At 40.2% G+C, this 24,989-nt stretch carries 25 protein-coding genes; 8 read left to right on the top strand and 17 right to left on the bottom strand.

Annotated elements, in window-relative coordinates; all coding sequences use genetic code 11:
* Positions 1-71: 71 nt before the first annotated feature.
* Together ACSU6B_RS02875 and ACSU6B_RS02870 are read right to left on the bottom strand one after the other, a co-directional pair.
* A complete protein-coding gene (locus tag ACSU6B_RS02875) occupies positions 72-1,127 on the bottom strand; it encodes a FecCD family ABC transporter permease (protein ID WP_410882602.1) in 1,056 nt (351 codons plus the stop codon).
* Complete coding sequence (locus ACSU6B_RS02870) at positions 1,124-2,128, bottom strand: FecCD family ABC transporter permease (RefSeq protein ID WP_410882600.1); 1,005 nt, start codon at positions 2,126-2,128, stop codon at positions 1,124-1,126. Before ACSU6B_RS02870 ends, ACSU6B_RS02875 begins: the two co-directional genes overlap by 4 nt.
* A 189-nt stretch (positions 2,129-2,317) precedes the next feature.
* Here ACSU6B_RS02870 and ACSU6B_RS02865 point away from each other — a divergent pair, with 189 nt between their 5' ends.
* Positions 2,318-3,304: an ABC transporter substrate-binding protein gene (locus ACSU6B_RS02865; protein WP_410882598.1), complete on the top strand. Its 987-nt coding sequence runs from the start codon at positions 2,318-2,320 to the stop codon at positions 3,302-3,304.
* Between the two features lie 462 nt (positions 3,305-3,766).
* On the opposite strand, the gene ACSU6B_RS02860 is transcribed toward ACSU6B_RS02865, so the two are convergent.
* The gene (locus ACSU6B_RS02860; protein ID WP_410882596.1) at positions 3,767-4,936 is read right to left on the bottom strand and encodes an FtsW/RodA/SpoVE family cell cycle protein; all 1,170 of its coding nucleotides are present in this window, start codon (positions 4,934-4,936) and stop codon (positions 3,767-3,769) included.
* Positions 4,937-5,068: 132 nt separating this feature from the next.
* Entirely contained in the window at positions 5,069-5,833 is a 765-nt protein-coding gene (locus ACSU6B_RS02855) for a DUF4931 domain-containing protein (protein WP_410882594.1), read from the bottom strand.
* A 204-nt stretch (positions 5,834-6,037) separates the two neighbouring features.
* On the opposite strand from ACSU6B_RS02855, the gene ACSU6B_RS02850 reads away from it, so the two are divergent.
* Positions 6,038-6,820: an undecaprenyl-diphosphate phosphatase gene (locus ACSU6B_RS02850; RefSeq protein WP_215005450.1), complete on the top strand. Its 783-nt coding sequence runs from the start codon at positions 6,038-6,040 to the stop codon at positions 6,818-6,820.
* A gap of 159 nt (positions 6,821-6,979) precedes the next feature.
* Here the strand turns inward: ACSU6B_RS02850 and ACSU6B_RS02845 are convergent, their stop codons facing one another.
* Complete coding sequence (locus tag ACSU6B_RS02845) at positions 6,980-7,642, bottom strand: FMN-dependent NADH-azoreductase (protein WP_410882592.1); 663 nt, start codon at positions 7,640-7,642, stop codon at positions 6,980-6,982.
* A 239-nt stretch (positions 7,643-7,881) separates the two neighbouring features.
* Here ACSU6B_RS02845 and ACSU6B_RS02840 point away from each other — a divergent pair, with 239 nt between their 5' ends.
* From ACSU6B_RS02840 to ACSU6B_RS02825, 4 genes are all read left to right on the top strand, one after another.
* Positions 7,882-8,826 carry a substrate-binding domain-containing protein gene (locus ACSU6B_RS02840; protein ID WP_410882590.1) on the top strand — a complete coding sequence of 315 codons (945 nt, stop codon included), beginning with the start codon at positions 7,882-7,884 and terminating at the stop codon, positions 8,824-8,826.
* A complete protein-coding gene (locus ACSU6B_RS02835; RefSeq protein ID WP_410882588.1) occupies positions 8,823-9,689 on the top strand; it encodes a substrate-binding domain-containing protein in 867 nt (288 codons plus the stop codon). Before ACSU6B_RS02840 ends, ACSU6B_RS02835 begins: the two co-directional genes overlap by 4 nt.
* A gap of 68 nt (positions 9,690-9,757) precedes the next feature.
* Entirely contained in the window at positions 9,758-10,456 is a 699-nt protein-coding gene (locus ACSU6B_RS02830) for an ABC transporter permease (protein ID WP_410882586.1), read from the top strand.
* Complete coding sequence (locus ACSU6B_RS02825; protein ID WP_410882584.1) at positions 10,453-11,196, top strand: ABC transporter ATP-binding protein; 744 nt, start codon at positions 10,453-10,455, stop codon at positions 11,194-11,196. The genes ACSU6B_RS02830 and ACSU6B_RS02825 overlap by 4 nt, the downstream gene beginning before the upstream one ends.
* Before the next feature lie 96 nt (positions 11,197-11,292).
* Here ACSU6B_RS02825 and ACSU6B_RS02820 read toward each other — a convergent pair whose 3' ends face one another.
* Positions 11,293-12,666, bottom strand: a complete 1,374-nt coding sequence (locus ACSU6B_RS02820; RefSeq protein WP_410882582.1) for a sensor histidine kinase — start codon at positions 12,664-12,666, stop codon at positions 11,293-11,295.
* Positions 12,644-13,354: a response regulator transcription factor gene (locus tag ACSU6B_RS02815; RefSeq protein ID WP_410882580.1), complete on the bottom strand. Its 711-nt coding sequence runs from the start codon at positions 13,352-13,354 to the stop codon at positions 12,644-12,646. Before ACSU6B_RS02815 ends, ACSU6B_RS02820 begins: the two co-directional genes overlap by 23 nt.
* 347 nt (positions 13,355-13,701) lie before the next feature.
* On the opposite strand from ACSU6B_RS02815, the gene ACSU6B_RS02810 reads away from it, so the two are divergent.
* Entirely contained in the window at positions 13,702-15,066 is a 1,365-nt protein-coding gene (locus ACSU6B_RS02810) for a HAMP domain-containing sensor histidine kinase (protein WP_410882578.1), read from the top strand.
* 36 nt (positions 15,067-15,102) lie between these two features.
* On the opposite strand, the gene ACSU6B_RS02805 is transcribed toward ACSU6B_RS02810, so the two are convergent.
* From ACSU6B_RS02805 to nadE, 6 genes are all read right to left on the bottom strand, one after another.
* Positions 15,103-16,620, bottom strand: coding sequence for an SPFH domain-containing protein (locus tag ACSU6B_RS02805; protein ID WP_410882576.1), 1,518 nt, complete (start codon positions 16,618-16,620; stop codon positions 15,103-15,105).
* A 14-nt stretch (positions 16,621-16,634) separates the two neighbouring features.
* Positions 16,635-17,177, bottom strand: a complete 543-nt coding sequence (locus tag ACSU6B_RS02800; RefSeq protein ID WP_410882574.1) for an NfeD family protein — start codon at positions 17,175-17,177, stop codon at positions 16,635-16,637.
* Positions 17,178-17,534: 357 nt separating this feature from the next.
* On the bottom strand, positions 17,535-18,269 hold the full coding sequence (locus ACSU6B_RS02795; RefSeq protein WP_410882572.1) for an amino acid ABC transporter ATP-binding protein: 735 nt from the start codon (positions 18,267-18,269) through the stop codon (positions 17,535-17,537).
* A gap of 15 nt (positions 18,270-18,284) precedes the next feature.
* Complete coding sequence (locus ACSU6B_RS02790) at positions 18,285-18,983, bottom strand: amino acid ABC transporter permease (RefSeq protein ID WP_215005487.1); 699 nt, start codon at positions 18,981-18,983, stop codon at positions 18,285-18,287.
* Positions 18,970-19,800 carry an amino acid ABC transporter substrate-binding protein gene (locus tag ACSU6B_RS02785; RefSeq protein WP_308162593.1) on the bottom strand — a complete coding sequence of 277 codons (831 nt, stop codon included), beginning with the start codon at positions 19,798-19,800 and terminating at the stop codon, positions 18,970-18,972. The genes ACSU6B_RS02790 and ACSU6B_RS02785 overlap by 14 nt, the downstream gene beginning before the upstream one ends.
* Before the next feature lie 160 nt (positions 19,801-19,960).
* Positions 19,961-20,782: an ammonia-dependent NAD(+) synthetase gene (gene nadE, locus ACSU6B_RS02780; protein ID WP_410882570.1), complete on the bottom strand. Its 822-nt coding sequence runs from the start codon at positions 20,780-20,782 to the stop codon at positions 19,961-19,963.
* A 127-nt stretch (positions 20,783-20,909) separates the two neighbouring features.
* On the opposite strand from nadE, the gene ACSU6B_RS02775 reads away from it, so the two are divergent.
* Complete coding sequence (locus ACSU6B_RS02775) at positions 20,910-21,422, top strand: acyl-CoA thioesterase (protein ID WP_215005493.1); 513 nt, start codon at positions 20,910-20,912, stop codon at positions 21,420-21,422.
* A gap of 42 nt (positions 21,423-21,464) precedes the next feature.
* On the opposite strand, the gene ACSU6B_RS02770 is transcribed toward ACSU6B_RS02775, so the two are convergent.
* From ACSU6B_RS02770 to ACSU6B_RS02755, 4 genes are all read right to left on the bottom strand, one after another.
* Positions 21,465-22,460, bottom strand: coding sequence for a DUF3231 family protein (locus ACSU6B_RS02770; RefSeq protein ID WP_410882568.1), 996 nt, complete (start codon positions 22,458-22,460; stop codon positions 21,465-21,467).
* Positions 22,461-22,572: 112 nt separating this feature from the next.
* Positions 22,573-23,547 (bottom strand): cation diffusion facilitator family transporter, encoded by a 975-nt coding sequence (locus ACSU6B_RS02765; RefSeq protein ID WP_410882793.1) that lies wholly within the window; start codon positions 23,545-23,547, stop codon positions 22,573-22,575.
* Between the two features lie 123 nt (positions 23,548-23,670).
* A complete protein-coding gene (locus tag ACSU6B_RS02760; protein WP_168245634.1) occupies positions 23,671-23,904 on the bottom strand; it encodes a group-specific protein in 234 nt (77 codons plus the stop codon).
* 66 nt (positions 23,905-23,970) lie between these two features.
* Complete coding sequence (locus ACSU6B_RS02755; RefSeq protein ID WP_168245635.1) at positions 23,971-24,972, bottom strand: AI-2E family transporter; 1,002 nt, start codon at positions 24,970-24,972, stop codon at positions 23,971-23,973.
* Between the last annotated feature and the right edge of the window lie 17 nt (positions 24,973-24,989).

The raw sequence follows: 24,989 nt of genomic DNA, 5'->3' as shown, positions 1-24,989 counted from the left end.
TTGGTTTGCTTATTGTCTAGCTCCAGCACCCAGCGACAAGTGTTCTTCGCTAAACGGGCGCTTCCGCTTTTCTAGGCATTTCGTGTTTTAAAAAGTAAGTAAATAAAATACGGTGCCCCGATGCCAGCGGTAAACACTCCGGCTGGGACCTCTAACGGTGAAAACATCGTTCTGCCAATTAAATCAGCGATCATGACAAGAATCCCGCCAATCAAGGCGCTCGCTGGAAGCAATGCTCCAAACGATGAACCCACTAACCTTCTCGCCATATGCGGTGCCATTAAGCCGACAAAACCGATGCCCCCGGCAAAAGCAACGGAGCCTCCTATCAAGGCGGTGCTGATCATTAATAAGAGAAAACGTTGTTTTTGCACCTTGCCTCCTAATCCAGTTGCAACCTCATCACCGAGTTCTTGGAGATTAATCGTCCGTGCCACTGCCAAAGCAATAATCACGAAGACAACCGTCCACGGGACAATAATCGCAACATTACTCCAATTGGAACCATACACGGTTCCGGTAATCCATATATTGGCTTGGCTCGCCTGATAAATCGGGCCCATCACCATGGTTAAAGTGGTGATCGCTTGCATTAGCGTTGAGATCCCAATTCCAATCAACACAAGCCTGATCGGTGAAACACCATTTTTCCAAGCAAGGAAATACACTAAAAATCCTATCACTGTTGCACCTATAAAAGCAGCTAATGGCAGCCATGCGATACTTACCGTTAATGAATGATTTTTATCACTAAAAATCGCTAAAAAACTTACAACGGCAGCCGCTGCGCCACCTGTAATCCCTAAAACATCTGGGGACGCTAGCGGATTTCGGATCATTCCTTGTAAAATACCGCCTGCCATCGCTAGTGAAATACCAACCATTAAGGCGACAATAATTCTTGGGAGGCGAAAAGATGTAATAATAAGCGTTTCCATCTCAGGTCCGCCGCCGAATAACACTTTTAGCACTGTAAGCGGATTAATCTTCATTTCACCGCTTCCAGTGCTAATCACAAAAACAAAGCAGGCAACGACGAGAAGGATGGTAAAAGTTAATGATGCTTTTCGATCAACTAAAAAGGACAATCTGCCATTAAAAAGGCGGAAATTTTTATATTTTCTCATCGTCCATTGAACCCCCTTCTTGCGATGTAAATAAAGAATGGAGTTCCAATGATGGCTGTCATGACACCAACAGGCACCTCAGACGGCATGAAAATGTATCTTGCGGCGATATCTGCCGCGATTAATAGGATCGCACCTAAAACAGCAGAAAATGGTATGACCCAACGATGATCAATTCCTACAATCGATCTTGTAATGTGTGGGACCACAATTCCCACAAAACCAATTGGACCTGCGACAGCTACAGAACCGCCCGCTAGTAAAATAACAATTATGCCTATGGCGATTTTGATAAGTCCTGTGTTTAAACCAAGCCCCTTGGCAACATCTTCCCCCATGGACAGGATATTCATTTTACCAGCAATTAACACAGCACCAATCCAGCCGATCCCAATATAAGGTAAAACTGAGACGAGCGTCTCTAATTTTCGACCCTGAACAGAGCCTGCCAGCCAAAACAAAACCTGATCAAGCATGACCTCATCCAACACTAGCAATCCTTGGGTAAAGGAGGAAAACATCGCTGACATCGCTGCCCCCGCTAATGTGAGCTTCATTGGAGTTAAACCTTCACGGCCAAATGATCCAATGGTGTAAACACTTATCGCTGCAACGGCAGCTCCTAGAAAAGCAAGAATGCTAAACGCTTGTAAACTATTTACAGAAAACACAGTCATAGCTACGACAACTGCAAACCCTCCACCTGCATTGATGCCAAATATACCTGGGGATGCGAGCGGATTCTTTGTTAAGGTTTGCATGAGGACACCGGCAATGGCCAGGCTAGCTCCGACAGCTGAAGCGATTAACGCTCTTGGCAGCCTGACGGTTTGAATAATGATATGTTCATTGGATCCGTTATTATTTGTAAATGCATCAAATGCTGTATGCCAACTGGTATCTGTATAACCATAAATGACACTGGCACACATGAATAACACCATCACCAAGATGGCAATTAGTAAACCAATCCATTTTAATGGAGTACTTTTTAAAAGCATATCATGGTAACCTTTCTAACTTCTTAATAGTTTATTAATTTAAGTCTAGCTCCAATTGATAATTGTTGTCAATGACTTTGATAATCATTTTCAATTAAACCGTTGACATAACGGTAGTACTCATTTTATGATTAAGTTGTCATTGAAAATGATTATCATTAACAATTAGCTAAGGAGGATACATAAACAATGAAGGCAATCAAGACGATACTTACTCTTTTTTCAGTTATGACCATTTTCTTATTAGCTGCTTGCGGCGGCGGTAATGAAGCAAAAACTGGTGATAAGACGAAAACTACTGCAGAAAAATCTTATACGGTTAAGCATGCGATGGGATCTACCACCATTAAAGGTACCCCTAAAAAAGTCGTTATTCTTACAAATGAAGGAACAGAAGCACTGCTTGCACTGGGTGTAAAACCAGTTGGTGCAGTTCAATCCTGGCTTGGAGATCCATGGTATGAACATATTAAAAAGGATATGGACGGCGTTGAGGTTGTTGGAGTTGAAAGTGAAGTCAATGTAGAGAAAATTGCCTCATTGAAACCAGATTTAATTATCGGTAACAAGCTGCGTCAAGAAAAGATTTACGACCAGCTTAGTGCAATTGCCCCGACTGTTTTTTCAGAAACGCTTAGAGGAGATTGGAAGGAAAACTTCAAATTGTATGCAAAAGCATTAAATCTTGAGGCAAAAGGAAACGAAGTGTTAAACGCATACGATACACATGTGGAAGATCTAAAAGCCAAGCTCGGCGATAAAGTGAATCAAGAGGTTTCTGTTGTGCGCTTCATGGCAGGAAAATCTCGTATTTATTACACCGATTCTTTTTCTGGAGTACTTTTCAATCAATTAGGCTTTAAACGTGCTGCCCAGCAGGAAGCACTTTTCACTCCAGATAACAAGCTTGGGTTACTCGCTGTCGAGGTAGGCAAAGAAGTCATTCCTAAAATGGATGGAGACCTGCTTTTCTACTTTACCTATGCGCCACCAGGTGATCAAGCAGCCATAGATACTGCAAAAGAATGGACAAACGATCCACTTTGGAAAAACTTAAATGCGGTTAAGAGTGGCCATGTGTATGAAGTAAGTGACGCAACATGGAATACTTCCGGCGGCGTGCTGTCAGCAAATATTATGCTCGATGACCTTGAGAAAATCTTACTAAAGAAATAAACAATTTTTTTTAAAAAACCTCCCATTATATATTAGAAAAGAGCAAGGCTTGCCATGGCCTCGCTCTTTTTGTTTACTTTGAAAATTTTTTCTGCTAATTTGAGCGCGGATTTTGCCAACCTGACCTAGATACCCATAATTATGTGGTATAGCTCTCCTATCCTGGCGGGATTCCGCCAACTTCCTGATTTATTCCGCCAATCTCATCTGGGATTCCGCCGATTCCCTGATTTATTCCGTCAAGCCAGAATAGACACCCCATAAAATGAGGTATAGTTCTCTTATCCTGGCGGGATTCCGCTAACTTTTCTGGTTATTCCGCCAAACTTATCCGGATTTCCGCGAATTCCTCAATTTTATCCGCCAAACTAAACGGTAATTCCGCCAAATCCCCGGTTATTCCGCCAAACACCAATTTCAAGCACAAAAAAAGAGCGAACCCTGTCGCTCCTTTTTTCTATATTAAGCTGTTGTCGAAAACATGTACTTTTTATAATGGTAGCGAATCGAAAAAATTAAGCCGAGCCCGAACATGTTCCCCATTAAGGCGCTGCCGCCATAACTGATAAACGGTAGTGGAATCCCTGTAATCGGTAGAACGCCAATCGTCATCCCAATATTTTGGAAGACGTGGAAGGTGATCATACTGATGACCCCTACGCAAATATACGTATAAAAATTATTCTTTGTTTCCATTCCGACCTTGGTAATATGATAAACCAATAAGAAAAACAGACTAATCAACACACTTGCCCCAATAAAGCCATATTCTTCGCCAACGACACTAAAAATAAAATCCGTTTGGCTTTCCGGCAGATAAACTTCTCGATTTCCCAGTCCTTTACCGCCCGTTTGGCCTGAACCGATCGCAAGTAATGATTTTGTCAACTGGTAGGCGTCCGATCCTTGGTAACTATAAGGATCTAGCCAAGAGTAAATCCGACGAAGCTGATACTGGCCCACCCCAAGGTACTTTTCCAAGACTTCTGGGTGCATTAATACAAAATAAAAAATCGTCCCAATTAGCGCTATACCTACTGCAAACAATGGTGTGAGCAGCTTCCACGAAATCCCCGAAATAAAGACCATTCCTAATAAAATCGCTAAGAATACAAGCGATGTCCCTAAATCCTGCTTGATGATCAGTGCTAACGGGACCATGGTTACAATGCCAAGCTTAACTAACAGCCAAAAATCCGTTTGCATCGTTTTTATTTGGGTCTTGAGGTGATGATCTTCAATCACGCGCGCAAGCGCCAATATAATGAAGATTTTAACAAACTCAGATGGCTGGATGGTACCAATGCCAGGAACCTTAAACCAGTTTTTCGCCCCATTGATAACTGGTGCGATACTTTCCGGGGCAACAATTAAAAATCCAAGCATAAGTATTCCAAACCCATATGCGTACCAGGTAAGCTTTCGGAGTTGATCTGAATCGAGGGTCATAACCCCAGTGATAATCCCTCCCCCAACCGTGTACCAAACAATTTGCTTGATTAAAAAGTTCTCCTTGTATTGTCCGCTCGCCTGCGCACTATAAATTGCTAAACAGCTCGCTAAAAATAGTAATATCAATATAAAAACAAGATTGTAATCAAGTTTTGAAGTTTTGTCGTTATTTGAAGTCATATCAGTTCCACCTTACTATGAAATGCCGCATTCCTTCATTATATTTTTATTATCAGCAAATCACAACTTCTAAACTGTGAATGGTTTAATTTACATAAATTAGAAAGCGGAAGCGCCCATAGTTTTTTCTTCTTATTTGTTAAAGTAGATCCGCTGTAATTCCATAGCCATCCATTCCAGATTACTTGGAACCTGTGGAATGCCGTATCCAATAAAAAGCGGGGTGGTCACAAAGCGCGAAACAACCTTTGCATAGATTTTATTTTCAATATGATGGAAAAACAAGTTATAGCTCGTTGCTTTGAATGGAAAATGGTTCAAAATATAATGAACAGCCGTTTGCAGGTAATCCGAAAACTTTTCCTGATAACACGAATCCTCCATTTCAATATTGAATTCATAAAATCCAACACGGGGCTTTGTCGACAGGGTAAACCGGGCTTCCGCTGTTTCATCAATTACAATCCCTTCAAACATTTCATGGGTTACCTTCTCTTTATAATCAATATCATCCAATCCAATGATTTGCATATGAGGATGCGAGAGCGTACCTCCTGACAAAGGTCCATGGTTTTTGAAGAAGATCACAGATTGATAGCCGCCAGTTTCCTCCATAGCTAACCAATGCATGATTCCAAATCTCATCAATTTATGTAGATGCTCTTTTGGGTATGTCGATAATTCACCATGACAATCATCCGTTTCAATTAACACCGTTTGATAGGTATTTTCTAGAACAGGATATTTATTTTTTAAAAGAATAATCGGTTCGTCCACAGCGATGAGGTTCGTTAGTTGATCTCTTTCGCAAAATGGACAGGCCTGGTCTTTGTTTCGAATATTTTCGGGCTTCATAACACCGATCGACGTATTAAAATGAAGATGTGAATTTTCCAAATGCGTTTCTCCTCTCGAACGAGTATATTTCTATTTTATGGGAGGATGCCATCTAATTGCACTTATTTTGTTTAGACATTAGATATTTTCATTTCCCAATTGGTAAAGGAATCCTAAAATAGAATAGGATTTCATTAAATAGGTAATTTTAGCATATCTTTTAAATGTACAGGCTTAACATTTCTTTAGAATGTGAGGGTAACTATGTTAACAAAATTAGAAGCACTAATTCTGGGGATTATTCAAGGTTTAACCGAATTCTTGCCGATCAGCAGTACTGGCCATCTTTATTTAGGAAGAAATTTATTCGGCTTACAGGAAGCCGGACTCTTGCTCGATACGATGCTTCATGTCGGTACATTGCTGGCTGTTTTTGTTTTTTATAAGGAAGAATTTATAAAAATTATCAAAAACCCGTTTAGTAAGTTAACCTTTTTGTTGATCGTTGGAACCATCCCAGCGGTAATCTTTGGACTTGCGTTTAAAGATTATATCGATGAAATTTCGAAAACTGGGGTTACGATTGGCTGGGAGTTTTTAATTACGGGGATCTTCTTGTGGATTGCTGATTCAGCGAAAAATGGCTACAAGAAAATGGATGAGATTAGCTATAAAGATGCCCTCATTATCGGTACCTTTCAGGCCGTTGCGATTATGCCTGCGATTTCACGATCAGGAATGACGATCGTTGCGGCGCTTTGGCGAAAATTAGATCGTGAAACAGCCGCTTATTTTTCCTTCTTATTGTCCACACCAGCCATTGCTGGCGCGATTGTCCTGCAAACGAAGGATTTACTCAGCGGTCAAGGTGAAGAAATCTCCTTGTCGGCATTGCTCGTTGGAATTGTTGCTTCTGCCGTCTTCGGTTATGTTGCCGTTAAGTGGATGATTGGCTATTTGAAAAATCATTCCTTAAAACCATTTGCAATTTATGTTTGGGCATTAGGAGTACTTGTGTTAGTTTTCCAATTTACAGGTAAATTTTAGCGAGTTGTGGTTCAGAAAAATAGTTTCGCAAACAAAGGCCCTAGTTGCGCAACAAAAATGGGTTTTCCGCAAATAGAAATGAGAACTCATGCGATATTTATAAAAAAGCAACAAAAAAGCAACAAAAAAGCGACTCGACAGCACTCGAGTCGCTCTTTTTTATAATGAAACAGGCAATTTTGCCATTTCTTTAGCTGCTTTTGCTGCTTGCTCCTTCGCTTTTGCCATAATTTCAGGAATCATCTTTGGATTATGATCCATTCCCTCGGCAAATACCGTTTCCATTAATTCAAAGCCAAGGAATTCAAGGGCTTTACTTAAATAACGGTCTCCCATTTCAAAATCAACCATTCGGCCGATGGAATAAATGCCTCCGCGTGTTTGAATGTGAATGGCCTTTCTTCCGGTAAGAAGTCCCTCTGCACCGTGTTCAGAGTAAGTAAATGTTTTCCCTGCAATAAATAAGCAATCCATGAAGGATTTTAAAATTGCGGGTGCACCAAGGTTCCATACCGGTGTAACAAACACATAGTAATCCGCATCAATAAAACGGTCTGCCAGCGCATGCATTTTTTCTAGTTTCGTCCGCTCTCCTTCGGTAAGCTGATCTTTTGTATAGCCCATAAATGATAGTTTTGCACGTGCATAAAGTAAATCCATATCAATCTCAGGGATATCCATACTATATAAGTGCATATGCTCAATTTCCACATTAGGCTGTTCCTTTTTGAACTCTTCTAGAAACACTTCCCCAATTTGCATTCCTTTTGAAAGTTTACTATCATTTTTTGGATTTGCTATTATATATAGAAGCTTAGACATTTAGATCCGTCCCCTTTTTCGCAAATTTAATATTCTCTCTTTATAATACAATATTTCTCTATGCTCACGATTGAACAATAAGTGAAGTTCGTGAAAATCTTGTGAAAACTGAATTGTTAATTGAACAATCCATGACATTCCCAAACAAAACTTAACGAAACTCAACAAAACTTAACAAAAATCACTTTTATTATGCTATTCTTTTTATAAAATAAAAACTGGAAAAAGGAGGGTAGCTTATGGATGAGAAGGCTTATACACCCGATGAAGTTGCCCAAATCTTTCAAATCTCAAAACATACGGTTTATGAGTTAATTAAAAGAGGAGAGCTGCAGGCATTTAAGATTGGAAACAAAATGAGAATTGAACAAGCTGAGCTGGAGAGATTTAAAGAGAACACAAAGGCTCCCGCCAAAAAAAGTCTATCTGAACCAACAGAGACTCCGAGTAATCCGGCCCAATCCATTCGATTATCCGGCAGTCACGACTTTCTTGTCGAACATTTTGCAAAACAAGCAGCTACAGCATTAAACTTGCAAATCCAGCCTTCGTACATAGGCAGTCTTGAAGGGTTAATGATGCTATACCGGGGACAATGTGATATTGCTGCTATTCATCTATTGGATCCAAACTCACAAGAATATAATCTGCCATTCATTCATCAACTTTTTGTATACGAATCAATTTTGGTGCTTAGATTAGCGGCAAGACAACAAGGCTTTATTGTCGCAAAAGGCAATCCGAAGAATATTCATGATTTTCCTGACCTGACGAGAAACGATGTTCAATTTGTTAATCGCCAGAAAGGCGCAGGAACACGATTTTTACTTGACTCAAAGCTTTCCAGCTATGGAATCAATCCTAGTAAAATTAGCGGGTATAGCAAGGAGGAGTGGAACCATTTATCTGCTGCCTCGTACATTAGCAGGGGCATGGCTGATGTCACCTTCGGAATTCAGTCGGCTGCAAGCCATTTAGGATTGGACTTCATCCCAGTAGCGAAAGAACATTTTGACCTTGTTTTCCGCTTTACCTCTGAAAATAAACAAAGTTTAACAGACCTAATTCAGTATTTACAATCTGCTAGTTTCAAAGACAGTTTAACGGATTTAGAAGGATATGACATATCAGAATTAGGAAAAATTACCTATCAAACTAGTCAAACGGAGGAAACAAAAACATGATAAAAAATCGTTATCTTGGATTCTTATTGGCGCTGATGCTATTAATTTTAGCCGCGTGCGGAAATTCTGAAACAAATGATTCAGCAGAAAAAGTAAAAAAGACTGAACCTAAAGCAGCACCAACTGTAATGATCCTTGCTACAACAACAAGCACACAGGACAGCGGCTTACTAGATGTCCTGATCCCAATGTTTGAAAAAGAAAACAATGTAAAAGTACAAACCATTGCAGTTGGCACAGGGCAGGCATTAGAAATGGGAACAAAAGGGGAAGCAGATGTCCTTCTTGTTCATGCTCCAGCAGCTGAAAAAGCAGTTGTTGATGCCGGTGATGCCATAAACTACAAACGCGTGATGTACAATGATTTTATCCTCGTAGGACCAAAGGACAATCCAGCAGGTGTCAGCGGTGATGACATTAACGCAGCTTTCAAAAAATTGTCTGATTCGAAAGCTACTTTCGTTTCACGAGGTGACGATTCTGGCACACATAAAAAAGAACTTGGTATCTGGGCCGCGGCAAGCATTAAACCCGCTGGGGAATGGTACGTTTCAACTGGACAAGGCATGGGGCAAACTTTACAAGTGGCAGCAGAGAAAAAAGGCTACGTCTTAACTGACCGCGCTACATGGCTGGCACAAGAGAAAAATTTAGATACCCTTCAAATCGTCGTTCAAGGCGGCAAAGATTTAATGAACATTTACCACGTGATGCAAGTAAATCCTGAAAAACATGACAAAATTAATAGCAAAGATGCTGAAAAATTTGTAGAATTTATGGTAGATGCGAAAACACAAGATGTGATTGAAGAATTCGGTAAGAAAGAATACGGTCAATCATTATTTATGAAGTATACAGAATAGTAGATGAAGGCCCTTTTTTAAGGGCCCTTCTGTTTATAAAGCTATAGAAAATCCTGGAGGCACTTTAAATGGAACTACTCATTGATGGACTACAAAAAGCGATAGAGATGCTCCTTTCTGGTGATCAGGAAGTATTTGCGATTACCTGGCTCACTCTTAAAGTTTGTATAATTTCCATTCTGATTAGTACCTTGATAGGATTGCCGCTTGGCATTTTTCTTGGATTAACTAGATTCAAAGGCCGCAGATTTCTATTATTATTCATCAATATTGGTTTAGGGCTGCCTCCTGTTGTTGCCGGACTTTGGATTACGATGCTTTTATGGCGCTCGGGGCCGCTCGGAGACCTCACCCTGCTTTATTCACCAACAGCGATTGTGATGGCACAAATATTAGTGAGTTTGCCGATTGTTACCAGTCTAACCTGCACAGCATTTCAGCAAATTAGTGAAAAAATGCTTCTGCAAATTAAAGCTCTTGGAGCAACAAAACTGCAGACATTATGGATTCTCATTAAACAATTAAAAATTGCCATATTGGCGGCAATAATGGCTGGCTTTGGCCGGGTCATCGCTGAGGTTGGTGCTGCGATGATGGTCGGCGGAAATATCCAAGGAGACACGCGCATTTTAACGACGACAATTGTAATGGAAGTTTCAAAGGGGAACTTTGATATTGCCTTAGCGCTATCGTTCATATTATTATCGGTTGCCCTGTTGATTACGGCAGTGTTAACATTTTTACAGCAAAGGAAGCGAATATCATGAACCCCTTAATTGAGCTGAAGAACATTACCTATAAAGCCCATAATAGAACCATTCTTGATATTCCTGAATTTCAGATTCAGACTGGGGAATTTCTCGGCATTATGGGACCAAATGGTGCGGGGAAAAGTACGCTGCTAAAGGTGCTGGCGTTTCTAGATCAACAAAATAGTGGTGAAATCTTTTATCGAGGACAGGCCATTCCTAAGGGGAATGCACCGCTTGAACTGCGAAGGAAATTCTCCATTGCTCTCCAGCAGTCCTTACTGTTAGATGGAACTGTTTTTCATAACATTGCGATAGGACTAACCTTAAGAAAAGTCTCCAAATCGATTATCAAGGAAAAAGTGGGGCACTGGATGGAGTTATTTGGAATCAGTCATTTGGCGAAAAAAAATGCTCTTTATTTATCCGGCGGCGAGGCACAACGGGTCAACTTAGCGCGGGCGATGATTGTTGAACCAGAGATTCTGTTTTTAGATGAACCTTTTTCCGCTTTAGATTTTCCAACAAAAATAAGGTTAATGGAGGATTTCAAGCAAATTATTGAAGATGCCAAGACAACGGCTGTCTTTGTCAGCCATGATCTAATGGAGGTCAATTATCTCACGAAACAGCTTGCAATCATTGTAAATGGTGAAGTGAAACAAGTAGGACTAACCCCACGCGTCCTAGAACATCCGAATACCTCCACTGCATCGTTCCTAAATGAGTGGAAAAAGTTTTACCCCGTTGCACGTTAATTGACAGTTCCGGTTTGAAGCTGTTTTTTCTTCACTTGGATTAAAAAACAGAAGGCCGCTGCGTATTGCAGAGGCCTTCTGTGCAAATATTTAGGGTTAGTCTTCCTGCGGAAACCACAAAGTAACGCTTGTTCCCTTATTTAACTTGCTTTTTACTTTTATGACACCCCTATGCGCATCCATTAAGGCTTTTACAATCGAGAGGCCAATTCCAACTCCTCCGGTTTTGCGGTCTCGTGATTTGTCCCCGCGATAGAAGCGTTCGAATATATGGGGAATATCTTCCTCAGCCATCCCTGATCCCTCATCTTGAATCTTGAAGCCGACATAGCCCGACATATCCGTTTGGACAGAAATAGTGACATTATTTCCTTCCGGCGTATACTTTAGGGCATTATTGAGGATGTTTGACAGGATTTGCATCAAGCGATCCCTGTCCGCTTCAAACATTTCGTCCTGAACAGGTTCTTCAATATGGAGATGGACACCCTTCTCTGTAAACAACGGCAGAAACATCTCAAATAACGCTGCCAGCACACTTCCTGCATCCAATTCCATTTTTTCAAGTCGAATCTGCGGATTTTCAGCGGCAAGAAGCTTTTCTAGTTCATTGACTAGCCTTACTAATCGCATTAGCTCTTCATGGGTTGTCTGCAAACGCTGTGGAGTCGGCTCCCAAATACCATCCTGAAATGCTTCAATTTGACTTCTCAATGTGGCCAGCGGTGTGCGAAGCTCATGAGCTAAATCTCCCGTAAAGTGCTTTCTTAAGTTTTCTTCCTTTGCCAACGACACTGCAAGATTATTAAACGAAATTGCAATGTCCTTTACCTCGGCAGGCAAGCCCGAAAATGGAATGCGAATGTCAAGATTATGGCTCTGCAGCTCATTTGCCGCAAACGATAGCTTCTGTAATCCTGAAGTGAGTTTTTTTGAAAAAAGCATACTAAAGATAATCGCCAGCACGATCGTCAAACAAACGGCTGCATAAATGTACAATTGAATCGTTTGGATAAATGTATACTCATCATCAATTAAACCTTTCGGATAGATGGCAACGAGTTTCCCAATGATATTATCATCTACCCTTAATGAATAGGTCTTGGAATGCCATTCTTCACCATTTGGAGCAGGTTCAGCTAACCCGAAATTATTCAACATGCCACGGATGTTCGAGGAATCCATTTGCAATTGCCCCAGCCGATCATATAATTGGAAGTAAAGCTGCTCGGTCATCGCATGTTCGTGCAAGAGCCCAAACACGGGGTCACTGGTAAAATGGCCATTTTTTTTATAATCCTTTTCAATTTCCGTGATAATCCGATCAATCTTTTTCTCCCGATTGTGATCTAAATAGCTGCTGAAGCTTTCTTCAAATCCATACTGGATAAAAAAGCTCACAATGATGATGGCGATCATTGAGATGAGTATTAAATAAAAGAGAATTTTAGACCGGAGCGTTTGCAGCATCTAATACGCCTCCAAATTTGTAACCCATCCCGAATACCGTTACGATAAAATCTGGCTGCCGTGAATCCATCTCAATTTTTTTTCGAAGATTTTTGATATGGGTATCCACACTGCGTTCATAGCCTTCATAATACATGCCTTCATCCTGAATCTTTTCAAGCAAATCCATCCGGCTGTAAACCCGGCCCGGATTCACCGCCATATTGGTTAACAGCTTATATTCAATCGGTGTTAGGGTAATATAGTCTCCGTTAACGGTTACTTCCTTTTTTATTAAGTCAATGACAAGTCTTTTCCCATTGAATTCAAGTCGTTCTACTTTCTCCGACTTTTTCACACGCCTTAAAATAGCTTGCACGCGAACAACGACTTCCCGCGGGCTAAACGGCTTGGTTAAATAATCATCCGCCCCCATCACGATTCCGTTGATGCGGTCATCTTCAGCCGATTTGGCGGTCAGCATCAGGATTGGCACGTCCGATTCTTTTCGGACCAGCCGGCAAACTTCTTCACCAGATATATCGGGCAGCATTAAGTCTAATATGATTAAATCAGGGTTTAGTGTTTTTACTTTTTTCAAGGCATCAATTCCATTATCTGCACTATGAATTTCATAGCCTTCTCTTACTAAATAGGCGTCAAGAACTTCTATGATTCTACGTTCATCGTCTACTAATAATATCTTCATTTTTACCACTCCCCACATAATAACTATATCATTTCAAGTCTGTGATGTTTGTAACTTCACAAATTCACCACAAGTTCTTCATAACATCTTCAATCTTTCTCGGTAAGATGTGAGTGTAGTTAGGAATGAGGAAATAACTAAAAGGACTCCCAAGTTTTTGTTATCACCTCATTGATGCAGTAGTTGGTTCAAAACCATCTTACTCATCTCAAATTTAACCTCTCTTTTTTATATAGTTCGGACGTCCCAATCGGTGGGACGTCCATTTTTTTAATAAATTTGCTACAAAATAAGGCGCTCGTACAGCAAACTCTATAGTATGCTTAGGGAGTGAGGTGCTTGGACATATGAATAAAATATCAGTTAAAATAGGCGTCCTATTTTTTATTGCAATCTTTATACTAGAAGGCATTTCGATGTTTTTTTTGCATAATAATATCATTCATTCCCGGGTGCATGAAGAGTTAACTTCTCTCCAGACACGAGGGAATAATCACCGTAAGATCCTCGAGGCTTCATTTCATGATGAAACCATTCGGCACATTGCCATAATGGAGGCACAGACCGATACACAGGTGATTCTGACAAAACCAGATGGAACGATTTATATGTCGTCCAATAAGGTTGCTGATGAAATGAAAAAAATCATGAATATTAGGCCAAAAAGTGTGCCACACGAGGGAGTAATTTTAGAAGACGACTGGAAAAACGAAGCTTATATCGCTTCCATTAGCCCAGTAATTGTTGATAATAAAATCAACGGTTATGTTTATATGTTTCAAAATACAAAAAAAATCAAAAATTTAATTACCGGGCTTAACCAGCATTTCCTGATTGCTGGCCTGCTTTCCCTCTTGTTTATGATTATTATCATTATCTTTTTGACCAGGTTTGTCACTCACCCGCTTATTCAAATGAGTGAAGCAACAAAACGGATCAGTAAGGGTGATTTCTCCGTCTCCCTGCCAAACGTTGGTAAAGACGAAATCGGAGAGCTCGGGGAATCCATTAAGGTGTTAGCTAGTGATTTAGAAATTCTAAAAAATGAACGGAATGAGTTCCTTGCAAGCATCTCGCACGAACTCCGTACTCCACTGACTTATATTAAGGGCTATGCAGACATTGCCCGCCGACAAGGAACGAACAATGAGGACAGAGATAAATATTTAGGAATTATTTTTGAAGAGACTGGCAAGCTATCGAAACTAGTGAAGGAATTATTTAATCTCGCAAAAATGGATGAAAATACTTTTTCAATAGAAAAAGAAGAGGTTCATCTATTACCTTATTTTCAAACAATCATTGAAAAAGTTTCACCGGCTTGCTTGGAGTACCAGATCGAAATCGTTCTCGAATGCCCGGATCATCTTTATGCAAAAATTGACCCGATGCGCTTTGAACAAGTGATCCTCAATCTGCTTGATAATGCACGGAAATATTCGGAGCAGCAAACAAAAATAGACGTCGTCGTTAAAAGAATCGACGGAGCGATTCACATGATTGTTCAAGATGAAGGGAAGGGTATCCCCGAAGAAGATTTACCTCGAATATTCGAGCGATTTTATCGTGTCGATAAATCACGAACGCGTGCTCTCGGCGGTACCGGACTCGGACTTTCAATCGTCAAACAATTAGTGGAAGCCCACGGCGGAACCATTAAAGTTTCAAGCAGCCACAATCTAGGAACAAGCTTTGAAATCATCTTGGAGTAAAAAAATCCTTATCGCCATCGATAAGGATTTTTTTTCTTATTCTGCTTTTTTCTTTACTTCATCTGTCAATTCCTCAATGCTTTTTCTTACATTCGACTTGCCAGAGTAGTTTTCAATCAATTCTTTTACATCAATGCCGCTTGATGCTTTTAATGATTCTTGAAGACTAGCCATTAAATTGGTGGCATAGCTGGTGATTTTATTGGCACCGCCATTCGCTCCAGAGCCGCCCGTGTCGACAACCGTAATTTTATCAATATTGGATAAGGGGCTAGCCACTTGTTTCGCATATTCCGGCAGCATTTTGATAATCATGTCTAGGATTGCCGCTTGGCCGAATTGCTCGAATGCTTCGGCAATTTTCTCCTTCGCTTCGGCTTCTGCTAAACCTTTTAAGCGAATAATTTCTGCTTCCGTCGAACCCTGTGCCTTTTGCGCTTCCGCTTTGGCGAGACCATCCAATCGAATCCGCTCTGCTTCCGCTTTAGCCATGGCTTCGATTCGATATTTATTTGCTTCTGCTTCTGCCATTTCCTTGGCCTTATTTGCTGCAGCCGATTGTTCCACAGAATAACGGTCGGCGTCCGCTTTTTTCTTCACTTCCGAATCGTATTGACGTTCGCGGCGTTGAATTTCTTTTTCTTCCAATTCAATTTGTTTCTGTCTTTCAATAATCTTGATTTGCATTTCTTGTTCCATTACTTCTTGTTTCGAACGTGCACTTTCAAGGTCGTAGGCTTGGTCAGCACGTGCTTTGGCGACATCTTGTTCACGGCGGTACTCGGCAATTTTCAAAAGATTGATTTTCTCAGCCTCAGCAATTTCTGTTGCCCGCTCTAACTCATTCCGCTTTGCTTCCTTAGAGGCCTCTGCTTTTTTAATCCGGGTTTCTTTATCCGCTTCAGCTGTGGCAATATCGGCATCTCGTTTTACTTGAGCAATTCGCGGTTTACCAAGGGATTCAAGATAACCATTTTTATCGCGAACATCCTTAATCGTAAATGATACAATCACTAAACCCATTTTAGCCAGATCCTGTGAGGCAACTCTTTGAACCTCTTGTGAAAATTTATCGCGATTTTTATAGATTTCTTCTACGGTCATTGAGCCAAGGATCGAGCGTAGATGGCCTTCAAGAACTTCCCTGGCCTCACTTTCGCGATCTTCCCTTGGCTTTCCAAGATACTGCTCGGCAGCAGTCGCAATTTCACTAATCGAGCCGCCGATTTTAATAATCGCTACCCCATCGGCCATGACCGGAACACCTTGCTCAGTATAGACCTCTGGAGTCGTTACTTCCAGTTTACTAGATAGCAAGCTTAATGGTTTTGCCTGTTGGAAGACTGGTAAAATAAACGTACCGCCGCCGCGGATAATTTTGATTTTGTTTCCGGATTCGTCCACATGGACACTTCCGTTGCCAAGGAAGCTTCCTGTCACAATTAAGGCCTCATCCGGCCCTGCAGTTCTGTATTTGGTAATAAAAACGCCTATTAAAGCAAGAAAAATAAGTGCAACAATCCCAATGATAACCCAGATAATGTTAAATTCCATATCCTAAAACCTCCCTATAAAAAACTCTCTAATTGATGATGAACCGTTACTTGCAGGACGCCATTTTCTACTTGGACCACAAGGACATTCGTACCGCTTGGGATCGTGTCCCCATCAAAGCTTGATGCTGGCTTGGCAATTCTGCCGCTTGTACTGTCAATCATCACTTCCCCATACCCATCAACAGGGATGGTGGTAATAACCGTACCAATCCGGCCACGTAAATCTGATTCTTTATAGACTAGTGACTCCTCCGCACCAGACAGCGGGACAAGAACAAAGACATTTAATAACGTCACCACAATCAAGGCTGCAGCAGACGAGATGCCTAAAATGAGTAAATAATGTAATGAAGAAAGTCGCTCAAATAAATAACCGCTTGCCGATAGGATGGTTACGAAAGCGAAAATCAAGACTGGGTTAAGAAAATCGAGTCCATCACCAAACCCATGAAAATGAAAGACATCGGCAAACAAGACATAAATTAAGGTTAATACCCCGGAAATGATTAACCCATATAAATAAATCGTTTCTAAAGGAATGCTAAATGGTTCCATGCGCATCAATCCTTCTTATTCATTTGTCTCTATTTAACATGGCTGTTGATTTCCGCTCCAATCAACTTGGCTATAAAAATAACAATGAGCTTTACATAGCCATTTATTAAAAAAACTTTAGTTTCTTTCTCAATCAAGTAGGTAACCACCACTCCTCATCCATAAGCATCATCCTTTCTATGTATCTACCTTAAATACGATTAAATTATGGAAAAGTTTCACTTTTTTATTAAAATTTACCTGATTTATTCAATAATTCGATAATGCTTGTCGAAATCCTGCCGTGCGATTAAGGAGATATTACGAATTTTTACCCTTCAAAAGTAAAAAAGTGCCATAGCACATGGCTACAACACCTTATTGAATCATATTCAAGAACTTCCTCGTTCGTTCTTCTTTTGGATTGGTAAAAATTTCTTCTGGCTTGTTCCTCTCGACAATCACACCTTGGTCCATAAAAATGACTTCATCGGCCGCTTCGCGGGCAAAGCGCATTTCATGGGTAACAACGATCATTGTCATTCCCTCCCTAGCCAGGTCCTTCATGACCTTCAATACTTCACCAACCAGTTCAGGATCAAGTGCGGACGTCGGCTCATCAAAGAGCATTACCTCTGGTTCCATTGCTAGTGCCCGGGCAATGCCGACACGCTGCTGCTGACCACCGGAGAGCTGGGCGGGAAAGTAATCAATTTTATCACCAAGGCCCACTTTTTCAAGTAATGCTTGTGCTTTTTTCCTTGCAGCCTCTTTCCCCTCTCCTTTTACAATGATTGGCCCTTCCATAACATTCTGAAGTGCTGTTTTATGAGGAAAGAGATTATAACTTTGAAAAACCATTCCGGTTAGGCGCCGAAACGAGGCAATTTGTTTTTTAGGAACAGCTTTAGAAAAATCCAAACTTTGACCTTCGATGGAAATGGCACCTTTTGTCGGAGTTTCCAACACATTCAAACAGCGGAGCATCGTTGTTTTACCGGATCCCGATGGACCGATGACAACGACCACTTTTCCTTTTTCAACGACGAGGTCAATCCCTTTCAACACCTCTAATTGACCAAATTGCTTATATAAACCTTTAATTGAAATCATTGTAAAACTCCCTCATTAAGACGTGTACCGGTCCATTCTCTTTTCCAAGTATCCTTGCAAGAACGAAAGGAAAAAGCAAATGACCCAATAAAGAAGCGCTGCCTCTACGTATACCAATAAAAATTCATAGGTGGTTGAAGCAATTTCTTGGGCCCGGCGAAACATCTCTGTTACAAGAACAACTGACGCAAGAGAAGTGTCTTTTACAAGACTAATAAATGAATTCGATAATGGCGGTATGGATACTCTTGCTGCCTGCGGAAGAATGATTCTTTTTAACGCCTGGGTATAGGTCATTCCAATCGAATAACCGGCTTCCCACTGGCCCTTAGGAATGGAGATAATCGCTGCTCGAATGATTTCTGAAGCATAGGCCCCAACACTTAGAGAAAAACCAATCACCGCGGATATAAATGGATCTAAGGTAACTCCGATATTAGGTAGTCCATAAAAAATAATGAATAACTGAACAAGTAATGGTGTTCCGCGAATCGCCGAAACATAAAATCTGGCAATCCCTTGAAAGAATTTAACCTCAGAAATTCGGGCAAGAGCCGTTAACACCGCCAGAATAATCCCAATGATAAACGAAATGATTGTTAATGGAATGGTATTCATAATAGCACCCTCCAGCAGTGGCTGGAGGGAAGTTTTTGCAATATCGATTAACCTTGCCGTTCTTTCTGGGTCAGCAAAAATACTATTTAAGTACATCTTCACCAAACCATTTCTCAGAGATTTTTTTGTAAGTGCCATCGTCGACGATATCTTTTAGCGCTTTATTCACTTCGTCAACAAGTGTGTCACTTTTCTTTCTAAACATAAAGCCGCTTGAAGAAGCATCATTTGCGGTTGCAACAACCTTGATTGGCGCATCTGGCTTTTGCTTTTTATAGTCTAAAAATGAAAGCTTATCGTTAATGGTCACATCCACACGTTTTTGAGCAAGGAGCTCAACTGCTTGCTGGAAACCATCCACTCCAACAATCTTAGCTCCATATTTCTTTGCCATATCTGCGTAGTTACTTGTCATCGATTGAGCTGCATTTAATCCTTTAATATCTTCAAATGCTTTAACCTTATCATTATCTTTATGGGCAATCAGGACACCTGCAGAAGTAATATATGGGTCTGAGAAATCATACTTTTCCTGACGGTCTGGACGAATCCCAACTTCGTTAGCTATCATATCAAAACGCTTCGCATCCAATCCTGCAAACATTGCATCCCACTGTGTTTCTTTAAATTCAGGTTTAACCCCGATACGTTTAGCCACCTCAGTCGCAAGATCCACATCAAATCCAGTTAGATTGCCACTAGTATCATGGAAAGTGAATGGAGGATATGTACCTTCTGTTCCAATCAAAAGTGTTCCTTTGTCTTTTACCGTTTTCAATAAATCATTATCTGCTTTTTCAGCAGTTTTGTTATCAGTTTTTTTATTATCTTTATCGGCATTATCCTTGCCGCACGCTGATAGCACAAACATAAAGCTTAATAAGAGTGCAAAAATAATAGTAAGTTTTTTCACTGGTGAAACCCCCTAATTCTGATTGTTTTTATCGGATTTAATCATATTACACAGATTTGCTTCTGTCAAAGGATAAGATGTGAACGAAATTAAAATTATTTTACCCTTTATTTTAAAATAAAAACCTATCAGAAATGTTTCTTATGATAGGCAGCTATTTTTATTTCCACCACTCGTCAAACATGGTGGTTGGTAGTTGGCGTTTATGTTCTGTCATAAGATAACGCTGTTCAATTTTCTCTGCGACCTCTTTTGAAACTGGTTTTCCTTCCAGATAATCATCGAGTTCATCATATGTAATCCCTAACTCTGTTTCGTCGGCCTGTCCAGGTTTTTGGTCCAGTAAGTCTGCCGTAGGTATTTTTAAATATAAACGTTCATCTGCACCTAGCTCTTTTAACATGGCTTTCCCCTGCCGCTTGCTTAAGCCGCTGAGCGGAAGGATGTCCGCCCCTCCGTCGCCATACTTCGTATAGAAACCCGTGACTGCTTCTGCAGCATGGTCTGTTCCAATCACAAGCAGTCCCTCCATGCCGCCGATTGCATATTGAGCAATCATCCTCATCCTGGCTTTTACATTTCCTTTTTGATAATCACTTAAAGGTGCCCCTTGATAACTTGTATCATATTCTTTTTGTACATCATCAACCGCTGTTTTGATATTAAAGACTGTCTCACGATCTGCACGGATAAAGGCTAATGAACGCTTAGCATCTTCCTCATCTTGCTGGACACCGTAAGGAAGACGAACAGCGATAAACAAGGCATCTAGTCCTTCGTTGCGGAGCTCCTCAACTGCCAGTTGAGCGAGGCGGCCTGCAAGAGTAGAGTCTTGACCGCCGCTAATCCCTAAAACATAGCCCTTAGCCTTTGTTTTAATTATGTAATTTTTCAAAAAATCAATCCGTTTTCGAATTTCTCCTTGCGGTTGAATGGTCGGACTAATGTTTAACTCCTTCATGATCTGTGCTTGCAAACTCATTTATTGTTCCTCCAGACTCACAATTGATATATTAAATAATGTACCACAAATATCTCGATTTCACTAAAAACTACAAGAAAGTTAGTGATTTGGGTAAATTATAATAAACAGTTCTTGGAGGGATTGGATGGAAGCAAAAACATGTAATGAATCTCGAGTCGTGAGAACGAGTCGGATTTTTCCTAATGATGTAAATAACCATAATACCTTGTTCGGCGGAAAGTTAATCAGTGATATTGATATGATTGCTTCTATTTCGGCAGTAAGGCATTCCAGAGCGGAATGTGTCACTGCTTCAATTGATTCGGTCGACTTCCTTAGTCCAATTACACCGAAGGATTCAGTTTGTATCGAAACGTTTGTCTCGTCAACTGGGTCTTCTTCCATGGAGATTTTCGTCAAAGTAATTGCGGAGAACCTGATGTCCGGGGATAGAAAAATTGCCGTGACTGCCTTTTTAACCTTTGTTGCATTGGATGACAATGGGAAACCGACAAAGGTTCCAGGAATCATCCCTGAAACCGAAGAAGAGAAAAAACTATTTGAAACAGGAAAAGAAAGAGCCGAAAAGCGGAAAGAACACAGAAAAAGCAGTAAAGAGCTGGCAAGTGTACTGACCCTACATAAACCTTGGGAATAAGAAAAGCAGAAGCCAAAAAAAGGTTCGCGAAATTCGCGAACCTTACAATTTCTGTAGATCCCTTCGACTTGGTGCATGAGGAGGCAGCTGGGCCCAGCCCCGATCGACCATTAGATCAAACCCTTTAGCGGAATACACCAAAATATCTAAAATGTACTTTTGATAATAGGCAGCCAGGTCTGATCTCATTGATAATGATAACGCATGGCCAATAAGCGTGATATCAATTGCGTTCAATGAATGGAAAAGCGTAACCACCAGCCTATCGGAAAAAGGAGAAACCGTTGAATCCGTCACTTCTACACTTGTTGACACGTTCCCGAGTAGTTCCTCTCTCATAAGGATATCATTGAAGGTAGTGATTTGCTTTTCAGATATTTTCTTACCTTCCTCAATAAAATTATGTATCTCCTTGTCTGATACCACTTGAAGTAACCCCATACATAGAAGGATTGAAAAATAATTCCGCTCTGTATTAAAAAAGATTTCCGTAATTTCAGACACGTTTAACGGTCTTTTTTTCCCGAATCCACTTATATAAGACAGTTTTTCAATGTATTCCACTTTATTTGGATAAGGAATCATCGGCGGACGGTCATAGATTCCCTTTGAAAGCATAAGGTTAGTGGATTGCTGATATAACATCGAAGTTTGCTGAACCATCGTCACAAAAAAATCCATCACATCTTCTCTTGCCGTATTTACCGTGATAAATCCCATGTTAATCATACTCATCCGGCTCATTGAATAAACGAAACTGAGGCCAAACATATCATAAAATAATGGCGGGGCAGATAAATTAATATCCTTTTCTGAAAATCCATCAGGAATTGGGATGCCTTCATCATTAAAGATGGTCGTGATTTTCTGAACATGTCCCTCAGAAATTTCATATGCCTGTTGTAGAATTTTTTTAATCTCTTCATCTTGATTGTGATGAAGAAAATATGTCAGTAAACAAACAGTCATATTCTCCTGGATATACGTAGTCCATAATCCCCCGATTTCCGCACTGGTCAACCGTATATTGTGTTCCACCTTATCTGACCTCCTAAATAGCGCCTTAAGAATAGAATTCCACTTGATAAGCACATTATTCGTTCGTTCAAGACTGAAGGTTTCCAAGTTGATTCATTTACAAGGGTATTCTCTAATCTGCAGCTGATTCACTGCGCGCCTTCCAACTCATTACTCCGTCTTCTTCATCAATCTCAATGGTGACATCGACGACACCTTTTTCTGCCATAATCTTTTCGTGTAAACGGTCTTTAATATTATCAGCCGCGGCCACCGTTAATTTTGGATCGACCTCGATTTCTAACTCCACATGCAGGTCCTCACCCTCTTTAATAACAGTTATCCCTTGAACATCTTTGACATCAGGGTCCTCCATAACAAGAGTGCCGATTTTATTCTCCATCTCTTCATCTGCTTGACCAAGGACTCCTGCCGCATTATCCAAAAAGACTCTTCCAACAACAAAGAGCATCATCCCACCAATAAGCATCGAGGCCAATCCCTCTATTTGATGGAAGGCAGTGAAGTGAGAAATGACAACAGCAATAATCGCCAACAAACCACCCAAGGTTGCAACGAGGTCTTCCATGAAAACGAGCTTTGTCGCAGGTTTAGCTCTTCCTAAATTGGCAAAACTTTCAGAAAAAATTTGAAGCCCACTTGCTTCAAGCTCAATCTCATGTAATATTTCTTTCATTGCTTTAAATAACACAAACATTTCTAGCAGTGTTGCAACGGCTAAAACAATAATATTAATAGCAAATCCACCTGACTCGGTTGGATGAATTACATGGTGGTAGCCTTCTTTTATGGTTTCAAATGCCATAATTCCGACAATTAACACCGCACCCAAAAGAACAAGATTCACTAAGCGCCCGAACCCATTTGGATATTTTTCAGTCGGTGCCTTCTTACTTAAAGCGGAGCCGATAAACACAAAAAACTGGTTCGCAGCATCACCCAGGCTGTGCATCGTTTCAGCGAACATTGCCACATTGCCTGTAAACATAAAAGCGACACCTTTTATAATTGAAATGATCGTATTAATTATTGCCGCCAGCATGGCAGATTTATTGCCACGTTTTAATAATTGCAGTAGTTCGCCCATCATATCCTCTTTTCTTTGTTAAACTTTGCTTTTCTTAATATTTTCAAATACAAGCGATTTCATTATAAATTTTGTTTATGTAAAATAAATCGGGCCCCAATTTTTCATAGGGGCCCTCCTTACTTATACGTTCTTCAGTACCAAATATAAGCGGTTGTTCCTGTGAGCTTGTTCATCTTCTGGAGCTAAATCGTATTTTTTCAGCAAATGGAACACCTCGTTTAAAAGGTCCTGTGTATGCTCTTTTTCAAAGAATTGATTAAATAATGGCTTCATATCTTCAGGTAAAAAAGCAGCAAGAGATACGTATTTACTTTTTACATCTTCATGGGTATGGTCTAGCTTGCATTCGCTCAAACTTACATCCTCCTTAATGGTTTATACCCTTAGTATAAACAAAAAAGCCCAACAAATGGGCTTTTTTTATGCCTTCTTATTCTCTGTCACTTCTAGTACATCCAAAAGGAAAACAAAGACAGGAATTCCGACAATCAATCCCCAAACACCAAAAAAGTGCTCGGAGAATATCAAGACAAGGAATGTATAGAAAACAGGAAGGTTTGTTTTTGAACTCATTAAATTTGGATTGAGAATATACGCCTCAATACCATGAATAATCATAATGGCAATGCCGACATAAAGGACTTTGATCAAACCGCCAATACTATAAGCGATAATTGCAAGCGGAATTAAAGAAATAATCACACCTGCAACAGGAATAAGACCCAAAATAAAAATTAAGATAGATAACCCGCCAAGCTGTGGGAAATCCAGGATCCATAAGGAGATGGTTGTCAAAATACAGTTCACAACAGCAATGATTAGTTGTGCTTCAATCACTTTACCAAACGTTCCAACAAACTTTCGTCCAAAAAATTCAATTTCACTGTAAATGGGTGAAACTTTACTGGTTCTAAATTTCTTTGTAAAGGCAATCAAACGCGGCTTTTCCAACAGGAAGAACAAACTCATTAACAGAGCCAATAAAATTTGCAAACCAATTTTACTAATATCAGTAAAATATTTAAATACAAAGGTAAAGCCTTGCTCTAAATAGCTTGAGATTTTTATTTCTTCCATTCGACTCATTATATAATTCAGCACAATATTATCATGCTTAGTTGTATAAAAGGCGGTTAATTGCTTGATTAATGCGGTAATTTCACCTGCAATCATTGGAAGATACATGACCAATCCATAAGAAAGCAAACCGACAATACTCGCATACGATATTACAACAATTAACTTTCGGTTAAGCGGAATTTTCCTTTCAATGAATTGGACTAACCGATCCATTAAAAAAGTAAGTATGAACGTTAGTAAGATTAGATTAATCATTGACTTCATTGCATAAATAGCAATGGCAATTAAGACAAAAATTGATATTCTCTTGAAACCGGTGCTCTGCAATAGTTTATTCATCATAGCCCATTATCGATCCC

The organism is Neobacillus sp. C211, assembly GCF_051842875.1.
GTDB lineage: Bacteria > Bacillota > Bacilli > Bacillales > Cytobacillaceae > Neobacillus.
Note: the sequence above shows the minus strand (reverse complement) of the source record. Positions and strands in the feature narration are given on the sequence as shown.

Excerpts from the sequence above, each read along its gene's own strand:
- ACSU6B_RS02875 (WP_410882602.1), bottom strand. The coding sequence starts at position 1,127 with ATGAGAAAATATAAAAATTTCCGCCTTTTTAATGGCAGATTGTCCTTT.
- ACSU6B_RS02870 (WP_410882600.1), bottom strand. The coding sequence starts at position 2,128 with ATGCTTTTAAAAAGTACTCCATTAAAATGGATTGGTTTACTAATTGCC.
- ACSU6B_RS02865 (WP_410882598.1), top strand. The coding sequence starts at position 2,318 with ATGAAGGCAATCAAGACGATACTTACTCTTTTTTCAGTTATGACCATT.
- ACSU6B_RS02860 (WP_410882596.1), bottom strand. The coding sequence starts at position 4,936 with ATGACTTCAAATAACGACAAAACTTCAAAACTTGATTACAATCTTGTT.
- ACSU6B_RS02850 (WP_215005450.1), top strand. The coding sequence starts at position 6,038 with ATGTTAACAAAATTAGAAGCACTAATTCTGGGGATTATTCAAGGTTTA.
- ACSU6B_RS02845 (WP_410882592.1), bottom strand. The coding sequence starts at position 7,642 with ATGTCTAAGCTTCTATATATAATAGCAAATCCAAAAAATGATAGTAAA.
- ACSU6B_RS02840 (WP_410882590.1), top strand. The coding sequence starts at position 7,882 with ATGGATGAGAAGGCTTATACACCCGATGAAGTTGCCCAAATCTTTCAA.
- ACSU6B_RS02835 (WP_410882588.1), top strand. The coding sequence starts at position 8,823 with ATGATAAAAAATCGTTATCTTGGATTCTTATTGGCGCTGATGCTATTA.
- ACSU6B_RS02830 (WP_410882586.1), top strand. The coding sequence starts at position 9,758 with ATGGAACTACTCATTGATGGACTACAAAAAGCGATAGAGATGCTCCTT.
- ACSU6B_RS02825 (WP_410882584.1), top strand. The coding sequence starts at position 10,453 with ATGAACCCCTTAATTGAGCTGAAGAACATTACCTATAAAGCCCATAAT.
- ACSU6B_RS02820 (WP_410882582.1), bottom strand. The coding sequence starts at position 12,666 with ATGCTGCAAACGCTCCGGTCTAAAATTCTCTTTTATTTAATACTCATC.
- ACSU6B_RS02815 (WP_410882580.1), bottom strand. The coding sequence starts at position 13,354 with ATGAAGATATTATTAGTAGACGATGAACGTAGAATCATAGAAGTTCTT.
- ACSU6B_RS02810 (WP_410882578.1), top strand. The coding sequence starts at position 13,702 with ATGAATAAAATATCAGTTAAAATAGGCGTCCTATTTTTTATTGCAATC.
- ACSU6B_RS02805 (WP_410882576.1), bottom strand. The coding sequence starts at position 16,620 with ATGGAATTTAACATTATCTGGGTTATCATTGGGATTGTTGCACTTATT.
- ACSU6B_RS02800 (WP_410882574.1), bottom strand. The coding sequence starts at position 17,177 with ATGGAACCATTTAGCATTCCTTTAGAAACGATTTATTTATATGGGTTA.
- ACSU6B_RS02795 (WP_410882572.1), bottom strand. The coding sequence starts at position 18,269 with ATGATTTCAATTAAAGGTTTATATAAGCAATTTGGTCAATTAGAGGTG.
- ACSU6B_RS02790 (WP_215005487.1), bottom strand. The coding sequence starts at position 18,983 with ATGTACTTAAATAGTATTTTTGCTGACCCAGAAAGAACGGCAAGGTTA.
- nadE (WP_410882570.1), bottom strand. The coding sequence starts at position 20,782 with ATGAGTTTGCAAGCACAGATCATGAAGGAGTTAAACATTAGTCCGACC.
- ACSU6B_RS02775 (WP_215005493.1), top strand. The coding sequence starts at position 20,910 with ATGGAAGCAAAAACATGTAATGAATCTCGAGTCGTGAGAACGAGTCGG.
- ACSU6B_RS02765 (WP_410882793.1), bottom strand. The coding sequence starts at position 23,547 with ATGGGCGAACTACTGCAATTATTAAAACGTGGCAATAAATCTGCCATG.
- ACSU6B_RS02755 (WP_168245635.1), bottom strand. The coding sequence starts at position 24,972 with ATGATGAATAAACTATTGCAGAGCACCGGTTTCAAGAGAATATCAATT.